The organism is Pseudarthrobacter sp. 1C304 (assembly GCF_052245515.1).
In the GTDB taxonomy this organism is placed as follows: domain Bacteria; phylum Actinomycetota; class Actinomycetes; order Actinomycetales; family Micrococcaceae; genus Arthrobacter.
In genome coordinates, this window is record NZ_JBQQCH010000003.1 from 80014 (window position 1) to 103324 (window position 23311).

General features: G+C 67.2%; 22 protein-coding genes. 11 read left to right on the top strand and 11 right to left on the bottom strand.

From position 1 onward, the window contains the following. Positions 1 to 34: 34 nt before the first annotated feature. Complete coding sequence (locus ACTWQD_RS07910; RefSeq protein WP_443195608.1) at positions 35 to 2140, top strand: S9 family peptidase; 2106 nt, start codon at positions 35 to 37, stop codon at positions 2138 to 2140. A 6-nt stretch (positions 2141 to 2146) separates the two neighbouring features. On the opposite strand, the gene ACTWQD_RS07915 is transcribed toward ACTWQD_RS07910, so the two are convergent. Then, on the bottom strand, positions 2147 to 2809 hold the full coding sequence (locus ACTWQD_RS07915; RefSeq protein ID WP_443195609.1) for a peptide deformylase: 663 nt from the start codon (positions 2807 to 2809) through the stop codon (positions 2147 to 2149). A 9-nt stretch (positions 2810 to 2818) separates the two neighbouring features. Continuing rightward, complete coding sequence (locus ACTWQD_RS07920) at positions 2819 to 3835, bottom strand: hypothetical protein (RefSeq protein WP_443195610.1); 1017 nt, start codon at positions 3833 to 3835, stop codon at positions 2819 to 2821. A 126-nt stretch (positions 3836 to 3961) separates the two neighbouring features. Between ACTWQD_RS07920 and ACTWQD_RS07925 the strand changes: the two genes are divergently transcribed. Further along, positions 3962 to 4381, top strand: coding sequence for a nuclear transport factor 2 family protein (locus ACTWQD_RS07925; RefSeq protein ID WP_443195611.1), 420 nt, complete (start codon positions 3962 to 3964; stop codon positions 4379 to 4381). A gap of 38 nt (positions 4382 to 4419) precedes the next feature. Here ACTWQD_RS07925 and ACTWQD_RS07930 read toward each other — a convergent pair whose 3' ends face one another. The 3 genes from ACTWQD_RS07930 to ACTWQD_RS07940 are packed head-to-tail and all read right to left on the bottom strand — an operon-like array spanning position 4420 to position 7513. Further along, positions 4420 to 5562, bottom strand: coding sequence for an FAD-dependent oxidoreductase (locus tag ACTWQD_RS07930; protein ID WP_443195612.1), 1143 nt, complete (start codon positions 5560 to 5562; stop codon positions 4420 to 4422). Continuing rightward, positions 5555 to 6277 (bottom strand): class I SAM-dependent methyltransferase, encoded by a 723-nt coding sequence (locus tag ACTWQD_RS07935; RefSeq protein ID WP_443195613.1) that lies wholly within the window; start codon positions 6275 to 6277, stop codon positions 5555 to 5557. The genes ACTWQD_RS07930 and ACTWQD_RS07935 overlap by 8 nt, the downstream gene beginning before the upstream one ends. Before the next feature lie 6 nt (positions 6278 to 6283). Further along, a complete protein-coding gene (locus tag ACTWQD_RS07940) occupies positions 6284 to 7513 on the bottom strand; it encodes a type III polyketide synthase (RefSeq protein WP_443195614.1) in 1230 nt (409 codons plus the stop codon). Positions 7514 to 8051: 538 nt separating this feature from the next. On the opposite strand from ACTWQD_RS07940, the gene ACTWQD_RS07945 reads away from it, so the two are divergent. Next, positions 8052 to 8336: a sigma factor gene (locus tag ACTWQD_RS07945; RefSeq protein ID WP_443195615.1), complete on the top strand. Its 285-nt coding sequence runs from the start codon at positions 8052 to 8054 to the stop codon at positions 8334 to 8336. A 327-nt stretch (positions 8337 to 8663) separates the two neighbouring features. After that, a complete protein-coding gene (locus tag ACTWQD_RS07950; RefSeq protein ID WP_443195616.1) occupies positions 8664 to 9800 on the top strand; it encodes a phytase in 1137 nt (378 codons plus the stop codon). A 36-nt stretch (positions 9801 to 9836) separates the two neighbouring features. On the opposite strand, the gene ACTWQD_RS07955 is transcribed toward ACTWQD_RS07950, so the two are convergent. After that, positions 9837 to 12017: an elongation factor G-like protein EF-G2 gene (locus tag ACTWQD_RS07955; RefSeq protein WP_443195617.1), complete on the bottom strand. Its 2181-nt coding sequence runs from the start codon at positions 12015 to 12017 to the stop codon at positions 9837 to 9839. Positions 12018 to 12314: 297 nt separating this feature from the next. On the opposite strand from ACTWQD_RS07955, the gene ACTWQD_RS07960 reads away from it, so the two are divergent. Together ACTWQD_RS07960 and ACTWQD_RS07965 are read left to right on the top strand one after the other, a co-directional pair. Continuing rightward, positions 12315 to 12749: a DUF3054 domain-containing protein gene (locus ACTWQD_RS07960; RefSeq protein ID WP_443195618.1), complete on the top strand. Its 435-nt coding sequence runs from the start codon at positions 12315 to 12317 to the stop codon at positions 12747 to 12749. A 96-nt stretch (positions 12750 to 12845) separates the two neighbouring features. Further along, on the top strand, positions 12846 to 13127 hold the full coding sequence (locus tag ACTWQD_RS07965) for an Lrp/AsnC family transcriptional regulator (RefSeq protein ID WP_066437869.1): 282 nt from the start codon (positions 12846 to 12848) through the stop codon (positions 13125 to 13127). A gap of 76 nt (positions 13128 to 13203) precedes the next feature. On the opposite strand, the gene trpD is transcribed toward ACTWQD_RS07965, so the two are convergent. Further along, positions 13204 to 14262, bottom strand: coding sequence for an anthranilate phosphoribosyltransferase (gene trpD / locus ACTWQD_RS07970; RefSeq protein ID WP_443195619.1), 1059 nt, complete (start codon positions 14260 to 14262; stop codon positions 13204 to 13206). 148 nt (positions 14263 to 14410) lie between these two features. Here trpD and ctaE point away from each other — a divergent pair, with 148 nt between their 5' ends. From ctaE to qcrB, 4 genes are all read left to right on the top strand, one after another. Beyond that, positions 14411 to 15049, top strand: a complete 639-nt coding sequence (gene ctaE, locus ACTWQD_RS07975) for an aa3-type cytochrome oxidase subunit III (RefSeq protein ID WP_443195620.1) — start codon at positions 14411 to 14413, stop codon at positions 15047 to 15049. Between the two features lie 86 nt (positions 15050 to 15135). Then, on the top strand, positions 15136 to 15921 hold the full coding sequence (gene qcrC / locus ACTWQD_RS07980; protein ID WP_443195621.1) for a cytochrome bc1 complex diheme cytochrome c subunit: 786 nt from the start codon (positions 15136 to 15138) through the stop codon (positions 15919 to 15921). A 101-nt stretch (positions 15922 to 16022) separates the two neighbouring features. Next, the gene (gene qcrA / locus ACTWQD_RS07985) at positions 16023 to 17093 is read left to right on the top strand and encodes a cytochrome bc1 complex Rieske iron-sulfur subunit (RefSeq protein WP_443195622.1); all 1071 of its coding nucleotides are present in this window, start codon (positions 16023 to 16025) and stop codon (positions 17091 to 17093) included. Next, the gene (qcrB, locus tag ACTWQD_RS07990) at positions 17071 to 18750 is read left to right on the top strand and encodes a cytochrome bc1 complex cytochrome b subunit (protein WP_443195623.1); all 1680 of its coding nucleotides are present in this window, start codon (positions 17071 to 17073) and stop codon (positions 18748 to 18750) included. Before qcrA ends, qcrB begins: the two co-directional genes overlap by 23 nt. Before the next feature lie 142 nt (positions 18751 to 18892). Here the strand turns inward: qcrB and ACTWQD_RS07995 are convergent, their stop codons facing one another. After that, positions 18893 to 19660, bottom strand: a complete 768-nt coding sequence (locus tag ACTWQD_RS07995) for a GntR family transcriptional regulator (protein WP_443195876.1) — start codon at positions 19658 to 19660, stop codon at positions 18893 to 18895. A 186-nt stretch (positions 19661 to 19846) separates the two neighbouring features. On the opposite strand from ACTWQD_RS07995, the gene ACTWQD_RS08000 reads away from it, so the two are divergent. After that, the gene (locus ACTWQD_RS08000) at positions 19847 to 20140 is read left to right on the top strand and encodes an HPr family phosphocarrier protein (RefSeq protein ID WP_443195624.1); all 294 of its coding nucleotides are present in this window, start codon (positions 19847 to 19849) and stop codon (positions 20138 to 20140) included. 109 nt (positions 20141 to 20249) lie between these two features. Here ACTWQD_RS08000 and ACTWQD_RS08005 read toward each other — a convergent pair whose 3' ends face one another. The 3 genes from ACTWQD_RS08005 to ctaC are packed head-to-tail and all read right to left on the bottom strand — an operon-like array spanning position 20250 to position 23257. Continuing rightward, a complete protein-coding gene (locus ACTWQD_RS08005) occupies positions 20250 to 20651 on the bottom strand; it encodes a cytochrome c oxidase subunit 4 (protein WP_443195625.1) in 402 nt (133 codons plus the stop codon). Then, entirely contained in the window at positions 20651 to 22372 is a 1722-nt protein-coding gene (gene ctaD / locus ACTWQD_RS08010; RefSeq protein ID WP_443195626.1) for an aa3-type cytochrome oxidase subunit I, read from the bottom strand. Before ctaD ends, ACTWQD_RS08005 begins: the two co-directional genes overlap by 1 nt. 12 nt (positions 22373 to 22384) lie before the next feature. Further along, the gene (gene ctaC / locus ACTWQD_RS08015) at positions 22385 to 23257 is read right to left on the bottom strand and encodes an aa3-type cytochrome oxidase subunit II (RefSeq protein WP_443195627.1); all 873 of its coding nucleotides are present in this window, start codon (positions 23255 to 23257) and stop codon (positions 22385 to 22387) included. Positions 23258 to 23311: the final 54 nt, after the last annotated feature.

Here is a 23311-nt window from a genome sequence, read left to right on the forward strand (position 1 = left end):
CACTACCTGGAGAACTGGGGCTAGGCTCTCACTCGTGAAATCCGAACATCTTCCCTTGCTGAATTCCGTTTCCGCCCCTGCCGTCCACCCGGACGGGACCTGCGCCGTGGTCTCGGTGGTGCGCCCCGACTTCGACGCCGATGCCTACGTCGGCCAGCTCTGGATGGTGCCCCTGGGCGCCTCCAGGGACGGCGGACAGCCAGCGCGCCGGCTGACCCGCGGTTTCCGCGACACGGCCCCCGCCTTCTCGCCGGACGGACACTCGCTGGCGTTCCTGCGCGCCGCGCCCGGCGGCAAGCCGCAGCTCCACATCGTGGAGGCCGCGGGCGGGGAGCCGCAGCTTGTCACGGCGGCGCCCCTGGGAGTGACGGCGTTCGCGTGGTCGCCTGACTCCAGTCACGTCGTCTACAGCGCCCGCACCCCGGAGGCCGGCCGGTACGGCACCACCGACGGGGTCTCCGCCGGCGGCGAGGACGCACGCCTCATCACGGATTACCAGTACCGGATGAACGGTGTGGGGTACACGGCGGACAAGCCGGTGCAGCTTTTCCTCGTCGAAGTGCCGGAGCCGGGCGCGGAACCCAAGGTGGCGCCCGCCGGGCGGGCACTGAAGGCCGCGGCCACTGAACCGTCCGGTTCCGGGGAGCAGGCCGCAGGTGCTGCCGCACTGCTGCCGGCGGCGCGGCAGCTGACCACCGCAGCCACGGACCATAACGGCGCATCGTTCAGCGCCGACGGCCGGACCATCTACTTCACGGCTGCCCTGCATGAGGGCAGCGACGCCGACCTCGTCAGCGGCATCTACCGCCTTCCGGCGGACGAAGACCCCGCAGGAGTGGAAACAGAAGCGGACACGGGAGCGGAACCGGAGGCAATCGCCCCTGCCAACACCGGCCGCCTGGCCGTCCACGCCGTGCGCCAGTCACAGGACGGGCAGTGGCTGTTCTTCCTCGCCCAGGACATGGGTGCCACGGGCCAGGACTTCGTGGCCCGCAACACCGCGCTGTACGTAATGCCCGCAGCCGGCGGTGAGGCCACGCGGCTCAGTGACGTCGAAACGATGGACCTCGGCACCAACGGCAGGATCGAACTGCGCGGACCCGACTCGGCGCTGGTGCTGAACACCTCCCGCGGAACCGTGGAACTGCTGGAGTTCTCCGCCGCCGGGAGCCAGGAAGTGCTGGTGGACGGCCCGCGCACCGTCGTCGGAGCGGCCGCCGGCGGCGGATCGCTCGTGGTCAGTTTCACCGACGCCCAGACCGCCGGGGACGTGGCGGTGGCCGACGGCGGCCGGCTGCGTGTCCTGACCGATTTCTCCGCGCCCCTTCGCTCCGAGGCCGGCGTCATCGAGCCGGTGGAACTCACGTTTCCGTCCGACGACGGCTACCCGGTCCACGGCTGGCTGGTGCGGCCGGCGGGCCCGGGCCCGCACCCGGTGCTGCTGAACATCCACGGCGGCCCGTTTGCCCAGTTCACGGGCGCGCTCTTCGACGAGGCGCAGGTCTACGCCGATGCCGGCTACGCCGTCCTGATGTGCAACCCGCGCGGTTCGGCCGGATACGGGCAGGCCCACGGCCGGGCCATCAAGGAAAAGATGGGCACCCTGGACATGCAGGACGTGCTGGCCTTCCTCGACGGTGCGCTCGGCAAATTCGATGAGCTCGACGCCGGCGCGGTCGGCATCATGGGCGGCTCCTACGGGGGCTACCTCACGGCCTGGACCATCAGCCACGACCACCGGTTCAAAGCCGCCATTGTGGAACGGGGCTTCCTGGATCCCGTCAGCTTCACCGGCTCCTCCGACATCGGCTGGTTCTTCGGCGGCGAGTACACGGGCCGCTCCGCCGAGCAGATGGCGGCGCAAAGCCCGATAGCGCGGGTGGACCAGGTGCGCACCCCGGCCCTGGTCATCCACAGTGAAGAGGATCTCCGCTGCCCGGTGGAGCAAGGCCAGCGGTACTTCACCGCGCTCAAGCAGCTGGGCGTGGAGTCCGCGTTCCTGGTCTTCCCGGGGGAAAACCACGAGCTCTCACGTTCGGGAACCCCGCACCACCGCAAGCAGCGGTTCGACCAGATCCTGGCGTGGTGGGCGCGCTACCTGCCGACGGCGGCGAACCCCGCCCCTGCCGCCGGCGCCTGAACCGGCTCAGCCGCCCGGCAGGAATCCAAGTTCCTGCCGGGCGCGGCTGATGTCCGGCTGCGCCCAGCGCGCGGAGTACTCGGCGTTGCTGCTGATGGACCGCAGCTCGGCGCGGTCCAGATACAGGATGCCGTGCACGTGGTCGGTTTCGTGCTGGACGATCCTGGCCTGCCAGCCGCTGAACTCCCGCTGCTGCACGCTCCCGTCCGGGGCGGTGAAGTCCAGCCGCACCGCTTCGGGCCGGACCACGGCGGCCTGGAGCCCGTTGACGGACAGGCAGCCCTCGTAGAAGGCGACGGAGGACCCGCCCAGCGCCGCGTAGGCGGGATTGAGCATGGCAAAGAACGGCAGCGGCTCCCGGCCGCGGACAGCGGCCACCTCGGGGTCGACCTCGAACTGGTCCTCCAGCACCGCAAGCTGCAGCGGAATGCCGAGCTGCGGCGCTGCCAGGCCCACCCCGGGGGCCTTGTGCATCACGCTGCGCATCAGGTCGATCAGCTGGCCCAGTTCGGCGTCGCTCAGCTGTCCGTCGTAGGGCGCGGCGAGCTGCCGGAGCACCGGGTGTCCGGCCTGGACGATGGCGGGGAGCACCCCCGCGGTCAGTATCTGCTGGACGGTTTCGTGGATGCGGGTGGCGCTGAAGTCAGTCGGCTTGGCGTCAGGAGACATGGCACCAGACTACTGGCGTCCGCAAGCAGCCGTGATGAATTCGTAAATGCGTCCCCGCAGGAGCGTGCCGGCGTCGATCTTCAGGACGCCGTCCCGGCCGCCCACGGACACCCTCAGCGGCATCAGCGTCCCCACTTTGTCGTCGGCGATCGCGTGCGGATCGCAGCGGGCAGGCCGGATGCCGAGGCCGAAGTGCTGGGGAACGCCGCCGGTATGGACTGAAACGGACCGCGGCCAGGGGGCGGCGGGGTCTTCGCCGATCAGGGTGGTCCCGTCGATCCAGTTGATCGTGAGGGTGCCGGTTGAGTCGGGGTTCACGGCGCCGGGGGTATTCCGCGGCGTGATGGCCAGCCCCAGGATTGCGCTTTGCCCGTCGGCCGACACCACCAGCTCGGGATCCAGCCGGATTCCGGCGACGGCGGCGGCAGCTGCCGCGAGGCACATCTCCGCGTTGTTCCGGCCCAGCACGCCGTAAGGGTCGGCTGCGGACACCGTGGCGGCGGCCGTGGCCGCAGTCGACGCTTCGAGGTGCAGCTTCACGGTTACGCCGTCGCCCGGGCCGGCCGCCTGGAGCCCGCATTCGGGATCGCGCAATTGGGCCGGCAGGATCTTGGGCTGGCCGGGCGGCAGTTCGATCCCGCCGGGCGTCGCCGGCCATTCGATGGTTTCGGCGAAGAGCGGGCTGGTGAGCGCCGCGCCGAGTACGGTCACCGGGACGGCGGTGGTGTTCGTCAGCTGGATGGCGATGATGTGGCTTCCGTAGTTGTCACGGAGCTGATTGATGCCGGCGGTGACCGGGCCGGGCTCAGCCGACGAAGCCGCCGTCGTAGCGGTGGCAGGCGGTGTGGTGGCAGGCGGCGCGGACATACCGGCGGATCCGCCCGCGCTGCAGGACACGGTCAGGGCAAGGGCCAAAGCCGCGGCTGCGCCGCGCAGGAGCGGAAAGTTCCGGTGCCGGCGGCCGGGACGGACGACGGCGCGCAGAGGCAACGGGGGGACCCGGCGCAGGGGAGGGGAGCAGCCCATGGGGCCAGTGTATTCCGGTGCAGCGCCCTATGGGTTGTGCTTTCCTGTGGCCGCTGCTCCCGCCCTGTTTGGCGGTGCCGGGTCGAAATAACGGCGCGGGCGGGCGCGGTTGGTTAGTGTCGATCCATGACATCTCCCAGCCCCGTGGCGCTGACCCCATTGAATTGTGTGCTCGGCCTGCTGCGCACCCTGGAAGCAGGCGGCGGCGCGGCGGCCGTTGCCCCCTTCCTGGCTGAGGACTATGTGCTGCGTGAGGCGCCGCATCTGCTGGCTCCCGGCGGCGCGACCCGCAGCCGCAGTGACGTGCTGGCCGGGGCGGACGCTGCCCGCGGCGTCGTCTCCGGGCAGCGTTTCGAGGTGCAGCGGACCACGTGTGAGGGCAGCCGCGTGGTGGTGGAAGCCGAGTGGACGGCCACCGCGCAGATGGACCTGCCGCACTGGGACGCCGGCGACGTGCTCCGCGCACGGATCGTCTCGGTTTTTGAGGTGCGGGACGGCCGGGTGGCCAGCCAGGACAGCTACGACTGCTACTTCACACCCTCGTAGATCCCCGGAGGCCTTCCGGGGCAGTGGAGCGGCGCCGCTTACTGCATGGTGAAGCGGCGGGCCGCGAATCCGTTCACCGCGGGTACGGCCCCGGCCGCGGCGATGGCGCGGCACCGCACCTGCCAGCGCAGCCCCGGCAGGGGCCGCCCCAGCGCCATGTTGATCTCGGACTGGCGGGCGGCGCGGGCGGCGGCGGCCATGCGGCGGGCCTCGAAGTCCCGCAACGCCGCCACCGGAGGCGCGCCGCGCAGCCAGTCGAGGACCACGGGAGCCAGCGCGGCGGCGTCCAGCCAGCCCAGGTTCATGCCCTGGCCACCGATGGGGCTGATCTCGTGCGCGGCGTCGCCGACCAACACCGTGCGGCCGGCCACCATCCGGCGCACCAGCCGCGACCGGACCTCAAACCGGCTCAGCATGCTGTTGCCCGCCGGATCCACGTCGATGCCGGTCCGCTCGCGGATCCTCCCGACGAGCCAGCCGGCGTCCCGGGCCGCGCCGGCGGTCCCGGGCTCAGGCAGCCGCACCACCCAGCGGCGCAGGTTCCCGGGCAGCGGGAAGGACTCCACGATCCCCGCAGGTTCGAGAAACAGGGCCGCGTCGGGGCCGAAGCCGGTGGAGTCGGCAAAGTCGCCCATGAGGTAGCTGTCCGGATAGTCCCTGGCCCGGACCGGGATGCCGGACTGGGTGCGGACGGCGGACCGGACGCCGTCGGCGGCTACAGCGACGGCTGCCGTATACCGGACCGGGGCCCCGCCCAAGGTGGCATCGACGGTGACCCGGCCGCCGTCGTCGTCCACGTGCGTCACGCGCACACCGCGCTGGAGGGCTGCGGGGTCGAGGTGCCGGACCCGCTGCTCCAGGAGCGCGGCTGTCCGGGCCTGCGGCAGGGCGAGGACAAACGGAAAACTGTCCGAGACCCCGGCGAAGGACATCTCGGCGAGTGTCCGGCCGCCGGCCAGGGCGAGGCCGCGCCGGATCTGGACCCCCTCCGCCACCAGGTCGGGCGCCAGTCCGATGCCCTGCAGCGCGTCCAGCGACGGGGGATGGATCCCGATGGCCCGGGAGTGCGGCTCGGCGCCGGTGCGCTGTTCCAGGACCCGGACGGTGACGCCCTCCTGGAGCAGCAGGGCCGCCATGAACAGTCCCACTGGTCCGCCGCCGATCACCAGCACATCAACCACGGGCGGTCCCGGCTGCGCGCCCGTCTCCCGTCACATCAAGGACCAGCAGGTTGCGGAACGGTGCGCGGCGGCGGACGTTCCAGCCCGGGGGAGCGGCCGCCTGGAGTTCGGCGGTGGTGTAGCTGCGGCGGATGGACGTGAGCCCGTCCTGCCTGATGTAGGAGCCGGTGAACGGCAGGGCGCCGGCGTAGAAGAGGGCGTAGGCGGCGGGGCTGCGCCGGAGGTCGTTGTGGATGACCGTGCCGTGGCAGAGAGCGGCCGACTCGGCCAAAAATCCCGGCAGTTCGTCCTCCGCCAGGTGGTGCAGCACATGGTTGGACACCACCAGGTCGAAACTCAGCCCCTCGGCGGCGAGATCGGCGGCCGTCGCCTGCCGGAACGTCACGCCCGCGGCCGCATGCCGTGCCGCGGCGAAGCGGCTGGCCCGCGGATCGGGATCGATGGCCGTGACCTCCAGACGGAGCGAGTCCTTTGCTGCCCAGTGTGCCAGCATGACCGGGACGTCTCCGCCCCCGCAGCCGATGTCCAGCAGGGTGGCCGGCGTGCCCTGGCGGAGCCCGGGCCTGATCCGGGAGACATAGATGCCCCGCCAGCCGGACACGGCCCGGTTGACGACGGCGAACTGGGCATAGGTGCGGTCCAGCCGGGCCGGGTCACAGCCCGGCAGGTCCATCTCCTCGACGGCGTGGGCCGCCCGGGCCTGCAGCAGGTCCACCGGGTCTCAGGCCAGCGCCGATTCCGGCTGCGCCGCCGCGGACGCCGCGACTTCCGCACGCCGCGCGGCCCGCTGTGCTGCCTCCGCGTGGCCGGGACTGGCCAGCTTGGTGAACAGCGCGGTTTCCACGGTCAGCCCCGGCCCGAAGGCCATGGAGCAGATCCGTTCCGCTCCGGCGTCGGGGCCGTCCGCCGGGGGCAGGTCGAGGATGTGCCGGAGGACAAACAGGACGGTGGCGCTGCTCATGTTCCCGTAGTTGCGGAGGGTTTCCCGGGCGGGCACCAGCTGCTCGTCGCTCAGGTCCAGCCGGGACTGGACCTTGTCCAGGATGCTGCGGCCGCCGGGGTGGATGGCCCAGTGCCGGATGTCGCGGTAGGGGAGTCCCGGGAGCTGCGGCTCCCGGGAGAGAAGCGGCTCCAGGGCGCTGATGATGTGGTCGTCGATAATGTGCGGGACGTAGTTGCCGAGGACCATTTCGAACCCCTCGTCACCGATGTTCCACGCCATGGATTCCTCACCCACCGGCGTCAGAACCGTCTCGAAGTGGTCCAGCTGCAGCAGCGCAGGCCGTTCCGGGTACTCGCGGGCGGTCACGATGGCCGCGGCCGCGCCGTCGGCGAACAGGGCCGAGCCCATAATGGTGTCCGGGTCATTGGAGGTCCGCACATGCAGCGAGCAAAGCTCGGCGCAGACCACCAGCACGACGGCGTCCGGGTCGGCGTCGCAGAACGACCTGGCTGCCCGCAGCGCGGGGAACGCCGCGTAGCAGCCCATGAATCCGAGATGGTAGCGCTGCACCGCGGGATTCAGGCCCAGTGCGCGGACGATTTTGTAGTCGGGCCCGGGGTTGAAAAACCCGGTACAGGAGACCGTCACGAGGTGAGTTATGTCAAGTAAGCTGATTTCCGGGCTGGCGTCGAGGGCCTTCCGGGCCGCCTCAACAAAGAGTTTGGTGGCCTCCGTGGCGAAGATATCGTTGCGCACCTTTGTGCTGGGGCTGAGCAGCAGGCCCGTGCCGGCGTCGAAGAATTGTGGGTTTTCGGCCTGGCGTTCGCTGGTGAGTTCCGCCACGGCTGTGTAGCGGGTGTCGATGGCGGCGGAGTCAAAGCAGGTGGCGACCAGCCGGGTGCCGAGCCGCGTGAGACCCGGCTGAGCGGCGAAAACATCGCGGGCTTCGGTTTGGACCAGGACAGTTGGCGGGACAGCAGTTTCGAGGGACCTCAGGTAGACCGTCATGGTTCATTCTCAATGAGGCAGGCGCAGATGACAATGGAACGGTCCGTTGAACAGACTGTATTTGCGGCAGTCAGGAACGGCCAGGAGCCCGCCCGGTCAAGGCCTCCCGCGCGAGTTATCAGAACGCCGATAATCAACATTATGTCAACTAGCATCGACGCTCCTTCAGGGTTTGCAGGTTTGGACCCCGTGATATGCCTCCCCCTTCTCCGCCCGCGCCGGCATGTAAATCCGCGCCGCTACAGGGGTCCAGGCCTGCTCGACGACGCACCGGGCGTCAGTTTGGAATTCGGAGTGGCCGACAGGCTCGAGGAACTGCGAAGGCTAATAGGTCCGCGGCTCTTTCGGGGCTTTCCCTGCAGGGATCCGCATTTTGTGCACAGCCACCATCCCCCGCCGCCGACGACCGTGCGGTCTGGACAAACTGCTAAGCATGCATAACACTAGACAAACTAGCGAAATTTGACCTGATGGTGGAGTGAGTTTGACAGCGACAATATCTGCAGGTCCCGGGGCACCCGTGGACGACAACCAACACGTGGAACTTGCTCGTCTGCTTGCTGCCATGGCATCCGCCGACCGACGTGCGTTTGAGAGGTTCTACACCCAAACGTCGGCTCGCTGCTACGGCCTCATCCGCCGGATCATCCCGGAAGCGAAGCCGGCGCAGGAAGTCCTCGAGGCGACCTACCTGACCATCTGGTGCCAAGCCCCGACCTACAGCCCCGCGGAGGGCACCCCGCTGGCGTGGGCGCTGTCCCTTGCCTACGGCCAGGCAATCCAGGCACGCTCCCAGTACTTGCCTGCCCCCGCCAGCGCCTGACCCTGGATCAGAATTCTGATCCGGACACCTCACAACAATTCGCGGACTCGTTCGTCCTGACGGCACCAACACCGCCGGCTCCATTCAGCTGCCCGGGAACCCAGAACACGCCGCCTCCGGTGCGGAGCCATGGTCTCGCTGTCCGAGAGTTCAGGCCATGCGGACAAAGACTGACTCCAATGGAACGGATACATACCTCCTGCGGGGCTTTCCTTCCCTTCGATGCTGCTGGCGTGAAAATGGCCGGCTGATCGGCCCCTTGACATCCGCAGCTCCGCGTCCCCATACTCCGTTGACGCGAACATTCCCACGGCCCCTGGAGCGCGCATGCCCCTGCATGTCCGACCTTTTGCGACGATGCTCGCGCTGGTGGCGCTGTCCGTACCGGCCCTGTCCGGCTGCACCCCGTCCCCTCCCCCGGCGCTGCCCACTTCCGCTGCACCCAGTGCAACTGCGACCACCGGCGACGGCGGGACCCCGGCGCCCGCCCTGGAGAAACCAACAGCGGCACCCGTGCTGGAGACGGAAACATTCCCGGGTTCCGGCGACATCTCCGATGACTCCGCCATCTGGGTGGACCCCGCGGACCCCGGCAACAGCCTCGTTGTGGCGGATAACAAGGCAACCTCAGGCGGCGGCATCGGGCTCTTCGACATGAACGGAAAAATGGTTCACTTCCGCCCCGACGGGATGATTGGCAACGTCGACCTCAGGGCCGGGTTCCCGGCGTCGGGGTCCTCCACGGTGCTGGTGGGGGGCAACAACCGGACGGACAATACGCTGGCCCTGTGGTCCCTGGACCCGGCAACCAGGACCCTGGCGCCGGTCGCGGCCCGCAGCATTGCCACCGAGGCGCCCAACTACGGTTTCTGCATGTACCACAGCCGGGCCAGCGGAAAGTTCTATGCCTTCGTGACACCCAACGGCGCCGGCTCCGTGCAGCAGTTCGAGCTGGCAGCGGACAGCACGGGCAAGGTTGACGCCACCCCCGTCCGGACCCTCCCGGTCAGCAGCATCACGGAGAGCTGTGTCGCCGACGACGAACTGGGGCACCTGTACGTCGGGCAAGAGGGCGTGGGCATCTGGAAATACGGGGCGGAGCCCGACGCCGGGACGGAGCGCACCTCCGTTGACGCGGTCGGGGACGGCCGGCTGGAGGCCGACGTCGAGGGGATGAGCATCGCCTACGGCGCGGACGGCGCCGGGTACCTGTTCGTCTCGAGCCAGGGCGACTCCACCATCGCCATCTACGACCGTGCCGGCAGCAACGCCTTCCTGAAGTCCTTCAAGGTCGCCGGCAACGGGGACGTCGACGGCGTGACAGGCACCGACGGCCTGGCCGCCACCATGGAGAATGTCGGGCCGCGGTTCGAACAGGGCATGCTGGTGGTCCACGACGAAGCGAATTCCGGCGCCGACACCTCAAACCTGAAGTATGTCCCCCTCAGCGACGTCCTCAAATAGATTTCTCGGCACCCTGTCGTCCGGCCTGCCGGGCGTTCAGTCTTTCGTGGCAGTGCGGGCGGCTGCTGCCGGAACCGGCTCATGCCGCAGGTACCTCCGGCTGAAGCGGCCGCTTCCCGACGTCAGGGCGCGCAGTTCGATGGCGTAGCGCAACAGCTCCTGGTCCGGCACCTCGGCACTGATTTCGGTCAGGTCCCTCCCGGTGGACGTCGTTCCGGTCAGCCGGGCCCGGCGGGACGACAAGTCGCTCATCACTGCCCCCACATGGTCGTCGGACACACGGATCGTCACCGCCGAGACCGGTTCCAGCAGCTGGATCCGGCCCGCTGCGGCCGCCTCGCGCAGGGCCAGCGCCCCGGCTGCCTGGAACGCCGCGTCCGACGAGTCCACACTGTGCGCCTTGCCGCCCAGCAGGGTCACCCGGATGTCCACGACGGGGAACCCTGCAGATACGCCTTTCTGCATCTGCGCCCGCACACCCTTCTCCACCGAGGTGATGAAGGGGCCTGGAATCACCCCGCCGACCGTCTTGTCGACAAATTCAAAACCGGCGCCGCGCTCCAGCGGCTCCACCTCGATATCGCAGACGGCGTACTGGCCGTGGCCGCCGGACTGTTTGACGTGCCGGCCGTGCCCGGCAGCGGGCCCGGCAAACGTCTCCCGCAGCGGGGTGACGACGTCGACGCTCTGCAGGTTGACGCCCTGCTCGCGGAGCCTGCCCAGAACCACATCCGCGTGGGCCTCGCCGGTGCACCACAGGACCAGCTGGTGCGTCTCGGAGTTCCGCTCCACCCGCAAGGCCGGGTCGCCGGCGGCGACCTTGGCGAGGCTGCGTGCCAGGACATCCTCGTCCCCGTGGGAGGCTGCCTCGACGGCCACGGGCAGCAGCGGATCCGGCATCTCCCACGGCTGGATCAGCAGGGGCATGTCCTTGGCCGAAACCGTGTCCCCGGTCTCGGCGGGTCCCAGTTTGGTGATGGCGCAGATGTCCCCCGCCACGCTGTACGGCACCGGCCGCAGGCTGGCCCCGAGCGGTGAATACAGGTGGGCCACGCGTTCGTCGCTGTCATGGTCGGGATGGCCCCGGTCTTCCAGTCCGTGCCCGGCCACATGCACGGCCGAGTCCTCCCGCAGTGTGCCGGAGAAGAGCCGGACCAGGCAGACGCGGCCCAGGAACGGATCGGTGGTGGTCCGCACCACCTCCCCTAACAGCGGACCCGCGGGATCGCAGCCCGGAGCCTCAACCGGGTTGCCTTCAAGGTCGGTGACCTTCGGGAGCGCGTGGCGGGTTGGCGGCGGGAAGGCACGTGTCACCACGTCCAGCAGTTCCGCCAGGCCGACGCCGGTCTCGGCGGAGGTGGCGATGACCGGATGGAATGATCCCCGCGCAACGGCCGTCTCGAGGTCACTGGCCAGGACCCCGGCGGGGATGTCCTCGCCGTCGAGGTACCGGTCCATCAGCGATTCATCCTCGCTTTCGGCGATGATCCCCTCGATCAGTGCGCCGCGGGCGGCCTCCGAGGCGACGCGTTCGACGTCGTCGGTGTTCCGGACCGCGGGACCCGCCGCGCCACCCGGCCGGTCCGAGACGGTGCCCGTGAGCAGACCCAGCAGTCCGGTGACTTCCGTGCCCTGGGTGACAGGCAGGTAGAGCGGCAGCACCGTGTCGCCGAAGGCCCGCCGGCACTCCGCGAGGGCGGCGTCGAAGTCCGCCCGGGGGTGGTCCATCCGGCTGATCACCACTGCCCGGGGCATTCCGACGTACCGGCATTCCTCCCAGAGTGCCGTGGTGGCCGCATCGATGCCGTCCGCGGCGGAGACAACGAACAGTGCCGCGTCCGCCGCCCGCAGCCCGGCACGCAGTTCCCCCACGAAGTCCGGGTAGCCGGGCGTATCGAGCACGTTCACCTTGACGCCCCCGGCCAGGACCGGGATCACGGAAAGCGCGACGGAGCGCTGCTGGTGGACCGCGGCCGGCTCGGAATCTCCCACCGTGGTGCCTTCAGCGATCGATCCTTTCCGCGCTATGGCGCCTGTCGCGGCCAGCAGCGCTTCCGCCAGCATCGTCTTCCCGGATCCGGAATGCCCCACCAGCGCCACGTTGCGGACCTGGTCCGGGTGTTCGGGCGGGAGCGCGTCGGAGGCGTCGGCCCGGCGGAGTTCGGACGTGCCCCGGGCGGCGGCCTTCGCCGGAACCTTGGCGTCTTTGGCAGGCATGGGAACCTCCTGGTGTGCATCCGTCCGCCGGCCGGCCGCCGGCACCCGCACCGCGTGGGGCTGTGTATATGGATTGGACACCCTGGGGCGATCAGACGGCAAGATGCAATGGTTACCGGCTCCGGAGCGCCGCGGCACCGGGTCCGCTCCGGGGCTACCCTCGGTCCTAGGCCTTCTGCAGAACAGCGATGTCCAGCTTCCGCATTCCCAGCATGGCCTGCATGGCCAGTTGCGAGCCCTCCGGGTCCGGACCGCCGCCGGCAGGTTCATCCAGCCGGCCCGGCTACGCTTGGAAGCATGGCTTCTTCGACCCCGCCGCTCCCCCGTCCAGCTGTGACCGGACCTGCGCCGGCTGCCCCGCGGACCGCCGTTCTGGCCGCGTGCGCCGACGTTGTACTCATCCTGATCTTCGCGGCGATCGGCCGGGACGCCCACCAGCGCGGCGACGTTGTCACCGGGGTCCTGGCGACAGCCTGGCCGTTCCTGGCGGGCGCGGCGCTGACCTGGCTCACTTTGCGGCTCTGGCGGGCACCGCTGCCTGTCTGGCCGGCCGGCGCCGCTGTCTGGCTCGGGACCGTGGCCCTGGGCATGATCCTGCGCGCCGTCACCGGGCAGACTGTGGTGCTGCCGTTCGTCATCGTGGCCCTGCTCAGCCTCGGGGTGTTCCTGCTGGGATACCGCCTCGTGGCGGCCGCCGTCCGGCGGCGCAACACACGCCGCCGGAACCCCTGATGGACTAGGCTTGCTAGGAAATGGCCCAGGCCTCGGAGAGCCAACGGGCTGCCGGCCGGGCCGGCAACGGCGCAACAGATCCGGAAAGGTTCACACGTGGTCACCGCTTTCGTCCTGATTAAGACAGACGCTTCCCGCATCCCGGAGACCGCGGAAGAAATCTCCGCCATCCAGGGCATCAGCGAGGTCTACTCGGTGACCGGCGAGTGGGACCTCATCGCCATTGCCCGGGTGCCCCGGCACGAGGATCTGGCGGACGCCATCGCCGACAAGCTCTCCAAGGTGCCGGGCGTGGTGCACACCACCACCCAGATCGCGTTCCGCGCCTACTCCCAGCACGACCTGGACGCGGCTTTCGCCCTCGGCTTCGAGCAGTAGGGCCCGACGTTCAGGAACAGCATCCAGCGCCCCTGCGTTCAAGGGGAACGCTAGAGGCGCTGCGCCCGGCGGCGCATCAGCTGCGTGAGAGTGCGACCCACCGGTCCAGCACGGCAGCAGCCGCACCCGTTTCAATCGATTCCTCCGCGCGCTTGAGCGCCGCGGCCATGCGTTCCCTGAAGCCGCCGACGGCGTCAAGGTCGAAGGCCACGAGCCCGGCGGCGGCATTGAGCAACGCCGCGTCACGCGCGGGACCGTGCCCGCCGGCCAGGACGGAACGCACGACGGCGGCATTGGCCGCGGCGTCCCCGCCGCGCAGCTCCTCCAGGGTGGCCCGGCGGACCCCCAGGTCGGCCGGATCGAACATCTCCTCCGTCACAGCGCCGTTCCGGATCTCCCAGACGGTGGACGGTCCGGTGGTAGTCAGTTCATCAAGCCCGTCACTCCCTCGGAACACCAGCCCGCGGCTGCCGCGCTTCGCGAGCACACCGGCAACCAGCGGCGCCATCCGCTCATTGGCTACGCCCACCGCGGAAGCCTGGACGTGGGCGGGGTTGATCATGGGCCCCAGGAAGTTGAAGGCGGTCGGCACGCCAAGCTCACGGCGGGCGACGGCGGCATGCCGCATCGAGGGATGGAACACCTGGGCGAAACAGAACGTGATGCCGGCTTCTTCCGCGTTGCGCGCGACACGCGGGATCGGCAGATCCAGCCGGACGCCGAGTGCTTCGAGGACATCCGCGGAGCCTGAGGTGGAGGATGCGGCACGGTTGCCGTGCTTAACCACCTTGGCGCCTGCACCGGCCGCGATCAGCGCGGCCATGGTGGAGATGTTGACCGTGTTCTGCTGGTCCCCGCCGGTGCCGACGATGTCGAGCTTCTGCCCGGCGATGTCAATGGGGCTGGCGTTGGCGATCATCGCCTCGACCAGGCCCACCAGCTCATCCACGGTCTCCCCCTTGGCCCGCAGAGCAACAAGGAATCCGGCAACCTGCGCCGGCGTGGCCTCACCGGACATGATCGAGTTCATCGCCCACTCAGTGTTGCCGGCGGAGAGGTCCGTGCCGTTGATGAGTGCGTTGATGAGCCGCGGCCAGGTGTTGCCTGCCGCCTGTGCAGATGCCTGAGAAGTCACGTCCTGATGCTATCGAGGTGCGCGCCGCAATGACCAATGTGAACGGGGCCGGGAACTTTTCCGCGCGATTTCGCGTCTTTGTAGAAAAAGTCCTCCGAAAAGGCGGTTTGCGTTGGGCAGGAGGGAGTTTTATAGACATAATGTCTATGTGACATCTGCGACCCATGCCCCCAGTACCCCGGCGCACCCGACGCTGAACCGCCCGAACATGGTTTCTGTAGGAACCGTAGTCTGGCTGTCCAGTGAGTTGATGTTCTTCGCCGGTCTCTTTGCCATGTACTTCACACTCCGTTCGACGTCCGGACAGATGTGGGCCGAGGAGACAGCCAAGCTCAACTTCCCCTTTGCGCTCATCAACACGATCGTCCTCGTGGCCAGTTCCTTTACTTGCCAGATGGGCGTCTTCGCCGCTGAGCGGCTTCAGCCGCGCAGGACCGGCGGCCGCTTCAGCTTCACCCGCTGGGGCATGAACGAATGGTTCACCCTGACCTTCCTCATGGGCGCCTTCTTCGTGGCCGGCCAGGCGGCTGAGTACGCCATGCTCGTCTCCGAGCACGTCTCACTCTCCTCCAACGCCTACGGCTCGGCGTTCTACATCACCACAGGCTTCCACGGCCTGCACGTGATCGGCGGCCTGGTGGCGTTCCTCCTCATCATGGGACGGTCCTTCGCGGCGAAGAAGTTCGGACACTTCGAAGCAACCTCCGCGATTGTCACCTCGTACTACTGGCACTTCGTCGACGTCGTCTGGATCGGCCTCTTCCTGGTCATCTACGTCCTCAAGTAGCAAGACTTGACTCTTTTTCTACAAGAGGCAGAATTTCAAGAAGCGGCTCTTCGAGCCCACGCAGGATCGAATAAAGGAACCACCACGTGAAGGCACTCTCGCAGAAGCGACGTCACCCACTGGCAGCAATTGCACTGCTGCTGATGGGCCTCCTGGTCACTGGTGGGCTGTACGCCGTTGCCACCAACGTCAACCAGGCCAAAGCCACCACCAGCTTCAGCGCAAACGACGCGGAAGAGGGCAAAAAGCTCTTCGAAGCCAACTGCTCCACCTGCCACGGCATGGGTGCCAGCGGCTCCCCGGCGGGCCCCTCCCTGGTAGGCGTCGGCGCTGCCGCCGTTGACTTCCAGGTCGGCACCGGCCGTATGCCCATGCAGATGAACGCGCCGCAGGCCCCCAAGAAGCCCGTCCAGTTCAACGAAGAGCAGACCCACCAGCTGGCCGCTTACGTTGCTTCGCTCGGCCCCGGCCCGTCCATCCCCGAAGCCAACGTCCTCGACGGCCAGGGCGATGCCGCCAAGGGCGGCGAGCTGTTCCGCGTGAACTGCGCCATGTGCCACAACGCTGCCGCTGCCGGCGGTGCGCTGACCCGGGGCAAGTTCGCTCCGGCCCTGGGCGACGTCAGCAGCAAGCACATCTACGAAGCGATGGTGACCGGGCCGCAGAACATGCCGGTCTTCAGCGATGCCAACCTCTCCCCCGAGGGCAAGCGGGACATCATCACCTTCCTGAAGCAGATCGAAGCCAACGGTTCACCCGGCGGCGCGGACCTCGGCTCCCTGGGTCCCGTCTCTGAGGGCCTGTTCGTCTGGATCGCAGGCCTCGGCGTCATCATCGCCTTCACCATCTGGCTGACGTCCCGGACGTCCTAGCCACCTGTAACACCTGTAAAAGTTTGCTGCTGACCCGTCAGCAGTTCGAATTGAAAAGCTAACTCGGCATACGCCGAGACGAGAGAGGGATGAGGCGAATTATGGGCAACCATAGTGACGGCAGTCCGAACCACTCGGGCACCGTAGCTACGGCTGGTCAGAATGAGGTGGAGAAGTTCCAGGATCCTGGAATTCCTCCGCATCGTTTGCGCCTGGCTGACACGGACCCGAAGGCCGCAAAGCGAGCAGAACGGCAGGTGGCCCTACTTTTCGGGACCTCCGTTGTTGGCACCCTGATATTCCTGGTGGCGTACTTCGCCATCGATCTGGGCGATGACTCCTCGATCGCGACAATCCGGCTGCAGAATGCGCTGCTGGGACTCGGCACCGCATTTGCCATGCTGGGCATCGGCACCGGAATCGTGCACTGGGCAAAGGCCCTCATGCCGGACCATGAAGTCTCCGAAGAGCGCCATGCGATCCGCACCGAGGACGACCGCCAGGCAGCTGTCCGGATCGTTGACGACATCGTCGAGGAAACCGGCATCAAGCGCCGTCCGCTGATCCGCAACACACTGCTCGGCGCCGTGGCGCTGGCTCCCCTGCCGGCCATCGCGATCTTCGGTGACCTTGGTCCGCGTCCGGACGACAAGCTGGCGCACACCATGTGGGCGCCCCAGGACGGCAAGCTCAAGCGCCTGACCCGCGACCCGGATGGAACCCCCATCAAGGCCGCCGACGTCACCATCGGTTCCGCTTTCCACGTCATCCCGGAAGGCCTGAACGAACTTCACGAGGGCAAGCTGAACGAAAAGGCCAAGGCCGTTGTTCTGCTCATGCGCCTCAACCCCGAGTCCCTCAACCCGTCACCGGGCCGCGAGGACTGGGGCTACAACGGAATCGTCGCGTATTCCAAGATCTGCACCCACGTTGGTTGCCCTGTTGCCCTGTATGAGCAGCAGACCCACCACCTGCTGTGCCCGTGCCACCAGTCAACCTTCGACCTCACGCAGGAATGCAAGGTAATCTTCGGCCCGGCCAGCCGGCCCCTCCCCCAGCTGCCCATCGCAGTTGACTCCGAGGGCTACCTGGTCGCTACGAGCGACTTCCATGAACCAGTCGGACCTAGCTATTGGGAGCGTGATCAGCATGAGCGCAACATCAACGCCTGATGCCCCCACCTTCGTCGCCAAGACCTCAGGCGGTCGCATCACGAACTTCGTTGACGAGCGCGTTGGCGGTTCCGGCATCCTCCGGGAATTCGGCCGGAAGGTCTTCCCGGACCACTGGTCCTTCATGTTCGGCGAAGTGGCCCTGTACTCCTTCGTCATCCTGCTCCTCTCGGGCACGTTCCTGACGTTCTTCTTTGACCCGTCCATGGCGGAAACGCACTACCAGGGTTCCTACACCCCGTTGAAGAACGTCGAGATGTCGGTGGCCTACAACTCATCCCTCAACATCTCCTTTGATGTCCGCGGCGGCCTTTTCATGCGCCAGGTCCACCACTGGTCCGCGCTGCTGTTCGTGGCATCCGTGTCGGTTCACATGCTGCGCGTGTTCTTCACCGGAGCGTTCCGCAAGCCCCGCGAAATGAACTGGGTGGTGGGCGGCGTGCTGCTCATCCTCTCGATGGCTGCCGGCTTCACCGGCTACTCCCTCCCCGATGACCTGCTTTCCGGCAACGGCCTGCGCATCATCGACGGCGTGATCAAGTCGATCCCGGTCGTTGGAACGTACATCTCGTTCTTCCTCTTCGGCGGGGAGTTCCCCGGCACTGCCGTCATCGGACGCCTGTACATGCTGCACATCCTTCTGGTTCCGGCCCTCATCCTGCTGATGATCGTGCTGCACCTCTTTATGGTCGTGGTGCACAAGCACACCCAGTACCCCGGCCCGGGCCGCAACGACGGCAACGTCGTCGGCTACCCCCTCGGCCCGGTCTACGCGGCCAAGGCCGGCGGCTTCTTCTTCATCGTGTTCGGTGTCGTTGCCCTGATGGCAGGGTTCTTCACCATCAACCCGATCTGGAACTATGGCCCCTACGATCCCTCCCCTGTTTCCGCCGGCACCCAGCCTGACTGGTACATCGGCTTCGTTGACGGCGCCCTGCGCCTCATGCCGGGCATCATCGGCGACTGGCAGGTTGAACAGGTCTGGTTCGGCCAGGTGTTCAGCTTCAACGTCCTGCTCCCCGCCCTTGTGCCGGCAGGCATCCTCTTCACGGTCCTCTTCACGTACCCGTGGATCGAACGCTGGATCACCAAGGACAACCGCGAGCACCACGTCCTCGACCGTCCCCGCAACGCTCCGACCCGCACCGCGATCGGCATGGCCGGTTTCGTCTGGTACTGCGTCATGTGGGCCGCGGCCGGCTCGGACCTCATCGCCACGCACTTCCACGTGTCGCTGAACGATGTGACGTACTGGCTGCGTGCACTGTTCTTCATCGGCCCGGTCATCGCCTTCATCGTCACGAAGCGCGTTGCCCTGGCGCTCCAGCGCAAGGACCGCGAGATCGCCCTGCACGGGCGTGAAACCGGCCGCATCGTGCGCCTGCCGCACGGCGAGTTCATCGAGGTCCACGCTCCGCTGGATGAGTACAAGCGCTACAAGCTGGTTGGCTTCGAGTCGCCGTCGCCGCTTCCGGCCCAGCCGAACGAGCATGGCGTTGTCGACAAGAAGGAGAAGCGCCGCGCGCTGTTCTCCAAGTGGTTCTTCGAGGACCGGGTCGCCCCGGCCACGCCCGCAGAACTGGCGGCCGCGCATGGCCACCACGGCGAGCACGAGGCCATCGACTCCGGCGCCTCGCAGAAGACGCTCAGCCACTAGCCAGCGCCCTCAGGCACGAAGACAAACAGGAAGGCCCGGTCCACCAGGACCGGGCCTTCCTGCGTCTGGGGGCGGCTGGCCGGACCACTGCCGGCTGGCCGGCGGCGGATCCCTCTACCCGGCCGCTGAAGCCCCTGTGCCGCTAGGAGCGGTAGCCGGAGGCGTAGTTGCGCGTCGGGCGTACGCCGGGCCGCTGGAGGGGCACCCAGAGCTTGTAGCGGTCGGCCCGGTAGTAGGACACCGAGTAGTCCACCATGGACCGTGCCACGAAGGCGTGGCGCTGGATTTTCAACAGCGGGGACCCCACTTCAACGTTGAGCAGGCGGGCCGTCGACGGGGAGGCGGCCGTCGCCTCGATCATGTCCTCCCCCCACTCCATCACCAGCCCGTACCGTTCACTGAGGACGTTGTAGAGCGACGTGGGCGGTTCGCCGTCGAGCAGGCCGGGCACGCGGTGGGCCGGAATGAAGTTCTCGTCCACGCTCATGGGTTCGTTGTCGGCCAACAGGAGCCGTCGGAACCGCACCAGGGGCGTCCCCTCCTCCAGCTGGAGTTCGCGGGCCAGGAAGGCGCTGGCACCGATCTGCTCAAAGCTGAGGACCTTGGCTGCGGGAACCATGCCGCGGCGCTGCATCTCCTCGCTGTAGGAGGTCAGTTTTACCTGCAGGTCGAGTTTGGGTTTCCGCACGAAGGTGCCAAGGCCCACCACGCGTTCAATGACCTCCTCCCCCACCAAGGCGTCGATGGCCTGGCGAACGGTCATTCTGGCCAGGCCAAACCGCTCGGCGAGATCGCGCTCCGACGGCAGCGCCGAGCCCGGAGGGCAGGCCTCCGCGATGTGGGTTCTGATGAGTTCGCGCAGCTGGACGTAAATGGGGGTGCCGTTGTGCCGGTCGATCTCCCCGGCCATGCGGGATGCGTCAGAGGCCGCCACAGCGCCGCCTTCCGGAATGAGTCATACCTCAAGGTTAGGCCACCTGCCAGCGAGGTCTAGACCACCTGCTGCCCCGGTTCGCCCGGGACCCACCCCGCCGTTAGGCTTAAATGCGCCGGTACCGCCGGCAGGACACTTCTGAAAAAACCAAAGGGAGCCCCGTTGCCAGTTCGGAACGCAATTGTGCAGGCATCCATCGGACTGCACGCCCGGCCGGCGGCGCTTTTCGTCCGCGCCGTCCACGAGACCGGACTGCCCGTCACCATCAGCAAGGACGGCAGGCCCGGCGTCGACGCCCGCTCGCTGCTTGAAGTGATGACGGAGGACTTCCCCTGCGGCTGCGAGGTGGAACTGGCGGTCGACCCCGGCGCGGTCCCGGACGGCTACAGTGCCGGCGACGTCGGGGCGGCCCTGGACGGGCTATGCGAGCTGCTGGAGTCCGCCCGGGCCCGCTGATCCCCCGCGAAGCTCGAAACAGCTTGGAACCATAAACAGCACAACGACGGCGGGCCCCACCAAATGGTGGGGCCCGCCGTCGTTGTCTATCCGGGTGTCCTGACGGACCTTAGTGCGCGTGGTCTCCGCGGCTGTATTCGTAGACCCAGCCAATCAGGGCGACCACTGCCATGCCGGCCGCGATGTAGACGATCCAGAAACCGATCGCCAGGCCGAGGAACCCGGCGGCGCAGGCCAGGCCGAGGACCAGCGGCCACCAGCTCCAGGGGCTGAAGTGACCCTGCTCGCCGGCGCCTTCGTGGATCTCGGCGTCACTGCGGTCCTCGGGACGCATCCCGACGCGCTTTCCGGTGAAGGCGAGGTAGGCACCGATCATGCCGGCGAGGCCGCCGACCAGCAGCACCCCGAGGATGCCGACCCACTCGGACCAGTTCGTGAGGAAGCCGTAGATCACGGCTACCGGCACGAAGAAGAAGACTCCGAGTCCAAAAATCCTTGATTCGATCTTCACTAGGGGTTGTCCTTCTGGTCGGCGTTACCGAGGGCTTCTGCGGCCGGGGCCGGAGACTCGACGGTGTAGGTCTGGGAGAGTTCGGGGTGGTGCAGGTCCAGGGCAGGACGTTCCGAACGGATCCGCGGCAGCGAGGTGAAGTTGTGGCGCGGCGGCGGGCAGGAGGTTGCCCACTCCAGCGAGGCGCCGAAGCCCCACGGGTCATCCACTTCGACCTTCTCGTTGCTGCGCCAGGTGATGTAAACGTTCCAGAAGAACGGGATCAGCGAGGCGCCCAGCAGGAACGAGGCGTAGGTGGAGAACTGGTTCATCCAGGTGAAGTTGTCCTGCGGCATGTAGTCCGCGTAACGGCGGGGCATGCCCTCGACACCCAGCCAGTGCTGGATGAGGAACGTTCCGTGGAAGCCCAGGAACAGCATCCAGAAGTGGATCTTGCCGAGACGCTCGTTGAGCATCTTGCCGGTCCACTTCGGCCACCAGAAGTAGAAGCCTGCGAACATCGCGAAGACGACCGTGCCGAAGACGACGTAGTGGAAGTGCGCCACCACGAAGTAGGAGTCCGAGACGTGGAAGTCCAGCGGCGGGGACGCCAGGATAATGCCGGTGAGGCCGCCGAAGAGGAACGTCGCCAGGAAGCCGATGCTCCAGAGCATGGGGGTTTCAAACGTGATAGACCCCCGCCACATGGTGCCAATCCAGTTGAAGAACTTCACGCCGGTGGGAACCGCGATCAGCATCGTCATGAAGGAGAAGAACGGCAGCAGGACCGAACCGGTGACGTACATGTGGTGGGCCCACACCGTCACGGACAGGGCGGCGATGGAGATCGTTGCGTAGACCAGGCCCTTGTAACCGAAGATCGGCTTGCGGCTGAAGACCGGGAAGATTTCGGAAACGATGCCGAAGAACGGCAGGGCAATGATGTAGACCTCGGGGTGGCCGAAGAACCAGAACAGGTGCTGCCAGAGGACCGCGCCGCCGTTTTCCGGGTCGAAGATGTGGGCACCGAAGCGGCGGTCCGCACCGAGGGCGAAGAGGGCCGCAGCCAGCGGCGGGAACGCCATCAGAACCAGGATGGCCGTCACCAGGATGTTCCAGGTGAAGATCGGCATCCGCCACATGGTCATGCCCGGGGCGCGCATGCAGATGATGGTTGTGATGAAGTTGACCGCACCGAGGATGGTGCCGAAGCCGGAGAGCGCCAGGCCGAAGACCCAGAGGTCACCGCCCACGCCGGGGCTGAACGTCGTGTTGGACAGCGGCGCGTACGCGAACCAGCCGAACGATGCCGCACCCTGCGGGGTGATGAAGCCGGACACGGCGATGGTGGAACCGAAGAGGAAGAACCAGAAGGCCAGTGCGTTCAGTCGCGGGAAGGCGACGTCGGGGGCACCGATCTGGAGCGGCATGATGACGTTGGCGAAGCCGGCGAAGAGCGGCGTCGCGAACATCAGGAGCATGACGGTTCCGTGCATGGTGAAGAGCTGGTTGTACTGCTCTTTGGTCTGCAGGATCTGCATGCCGGGTTCGAACAGCTCGGCGCGGATCAGCAGCGCCATAACGCCGCCGAAGCAGAAGAACACGAAGGACGCGATCAGGTACATGTACCCGATGGTCTTGTGGTCGGTGGAGGTGATCCAGTTGACGACGATGCGCCCCTTGGACTTGGGTACTACGGGAGCCTCGAGGATCCCGGTGGGCTGGGAATAGGTGGTAGCCACTTCGCGCTCCCCTTACTTGTTCTCGGTCGTGGCCGGGAGACGGTCGTACTCTTCGCCGAGGAGACCCGTGTTGCCGTCCTGGCGGAGCTTTTCCAGGTGCGCCTGGAACTCGGTTTCGGAAACGACCTTCACGCGGAACAGCATTTCGGAGTGGTACTCACCGCAGAGCTCGGCGCACTTGCCGTCGTAGGTGCCCTCTTTAGTGGGGGTGAACCGGATGTAGTTGGTCTTTCCGGGGATCATGTCGCGCTTCTGCAGGAAGGCGGGGACCCAGAAGGAGTGGATGACGTCGCGGGCGTTGAGCTCCAGGTCAACCGACTTGTTGACCGGCAGGTACAGAGTGGGCAGCTTTTCCTTGTCCACTTCCTCGCCGTTCAGGTTCGCCTGGACGCCGGCCTCGTAGACATCCTCGCGGATGACGTCGCCCTTTTTGTAGTTGAAGTCCCAGGCCCACTGCTTGCCGCGGACGTCAACGACGACGTCGGCCGGCTCGGCGCGGTTGTCGATCGCCTGCTGGTCGCGGTCGGTGAAGTAGAAGAACACCAGGACCATAAACAGCGGGATCGTCAGGTAGAAGACCTCAAGCGGCAGGTTGAAGCTGTTCTGGCGGGGGAACCCGACGGTGCCCTTACGGCGCCGGTAGGCCACCATGCACCAGATCATCAGGCCCCAGGTGATGACACCGACAACCAGGGCGGCAATCCATGAGTTGACCCAGAGGTCCATGATGCGGTCAGTGTGGTTGGTGGTGCCGCGTTCAGTGGGCAGCCACCCTTTCTGTACCTCTGGTGAACATCCAGTCAAAGCCAACGCGCCGGCGAGTGCCAAGCCAGTGATCGTAGTGATCTGTTTGCGTCGGCTGCCGGTTCGGTTCTGCGAACTCACAGACGGCCCTTCCTACTTGTTGCTGTTGCCCGGGCCGCAAATGGCGGTCTGGGC

Excerpts from the sequence above, each read along its gene's own strand:
- qcrA (WP_443195622.1), top strand. The coding sequence starts at position 16,023 with ATGGGCAACCATAGTGACGGCAGTCCGAACCACTCGGGCACCGTAGCT.
- ACTWQD_RS07920 (WP_443195610.1), bottom strand. The coding sequence starts at position 3,835 with ATGGGCTGCTCCCCTCCCCTGCGCCGGGTCCCCCCGTTGCCTCTGCGC.
- ACTWQD_RS07915 (WP_443195609.1), bottom strand. The coding sequence starts at position 2,809 with ATGTCTCCTGACGCCAAGCCGACTGACTTCAGCGCCACCCGCATCCAC.
- ACTWQD_RS07950 (WP_443195616.1), top strand. The coding sequence starts at position 8,664 with ATGCCCCTGCATGTCCGACCTTTTGCGACGATGCTCGCGCTGGTGGCG.
- ACTWQD_RS07995 (WP_443195876.1), bottom strand. The coding sequence starts at position 19,660 with ATGGCCGGGGAGATCGACCGGCACAACGGCACCCCCATTTACGTCCAG.
- ACTWQD_RS07940 (WP_443195614.1), bottom strand. The coding sequence starts at position 7,513 with ATGACGGTCTACCTGAGGTCCCTCGAAACTGCTGTCCCGCCAACTGTC.
- ACTWQD_RS07955 (WP_443195617.1), bottom strand. The coding sequence starts at position 12,017 with ATGCCTGCCAAAGACGCCAAGGTTCCGGCGAAGGCCGCCGCCCGGGGC.
- qcrB (WP_443195623.1), top strand. The coding sequence starts at position 17,071 with ATGAGCGCAACATCAACGCCTGATGCCCCCACCTTCGTCGCCAAGACC.
- ACTWQD_RS07960 (WP_443195618.1), top strand. The coding sequence starts at position 12,315 with ATGGCTTCTTCGACCCCGCCGCTCCCCCGTCCAGCTGTGACCGGACCT.
- ACTWQD_RS07925 (WP_443195611.1), top strand. The coding sequence starts at position 3,962 with ATGACATCTCCCAGCCCCGTGGCGCTGACCCCATTGAATTGTGTGCTC.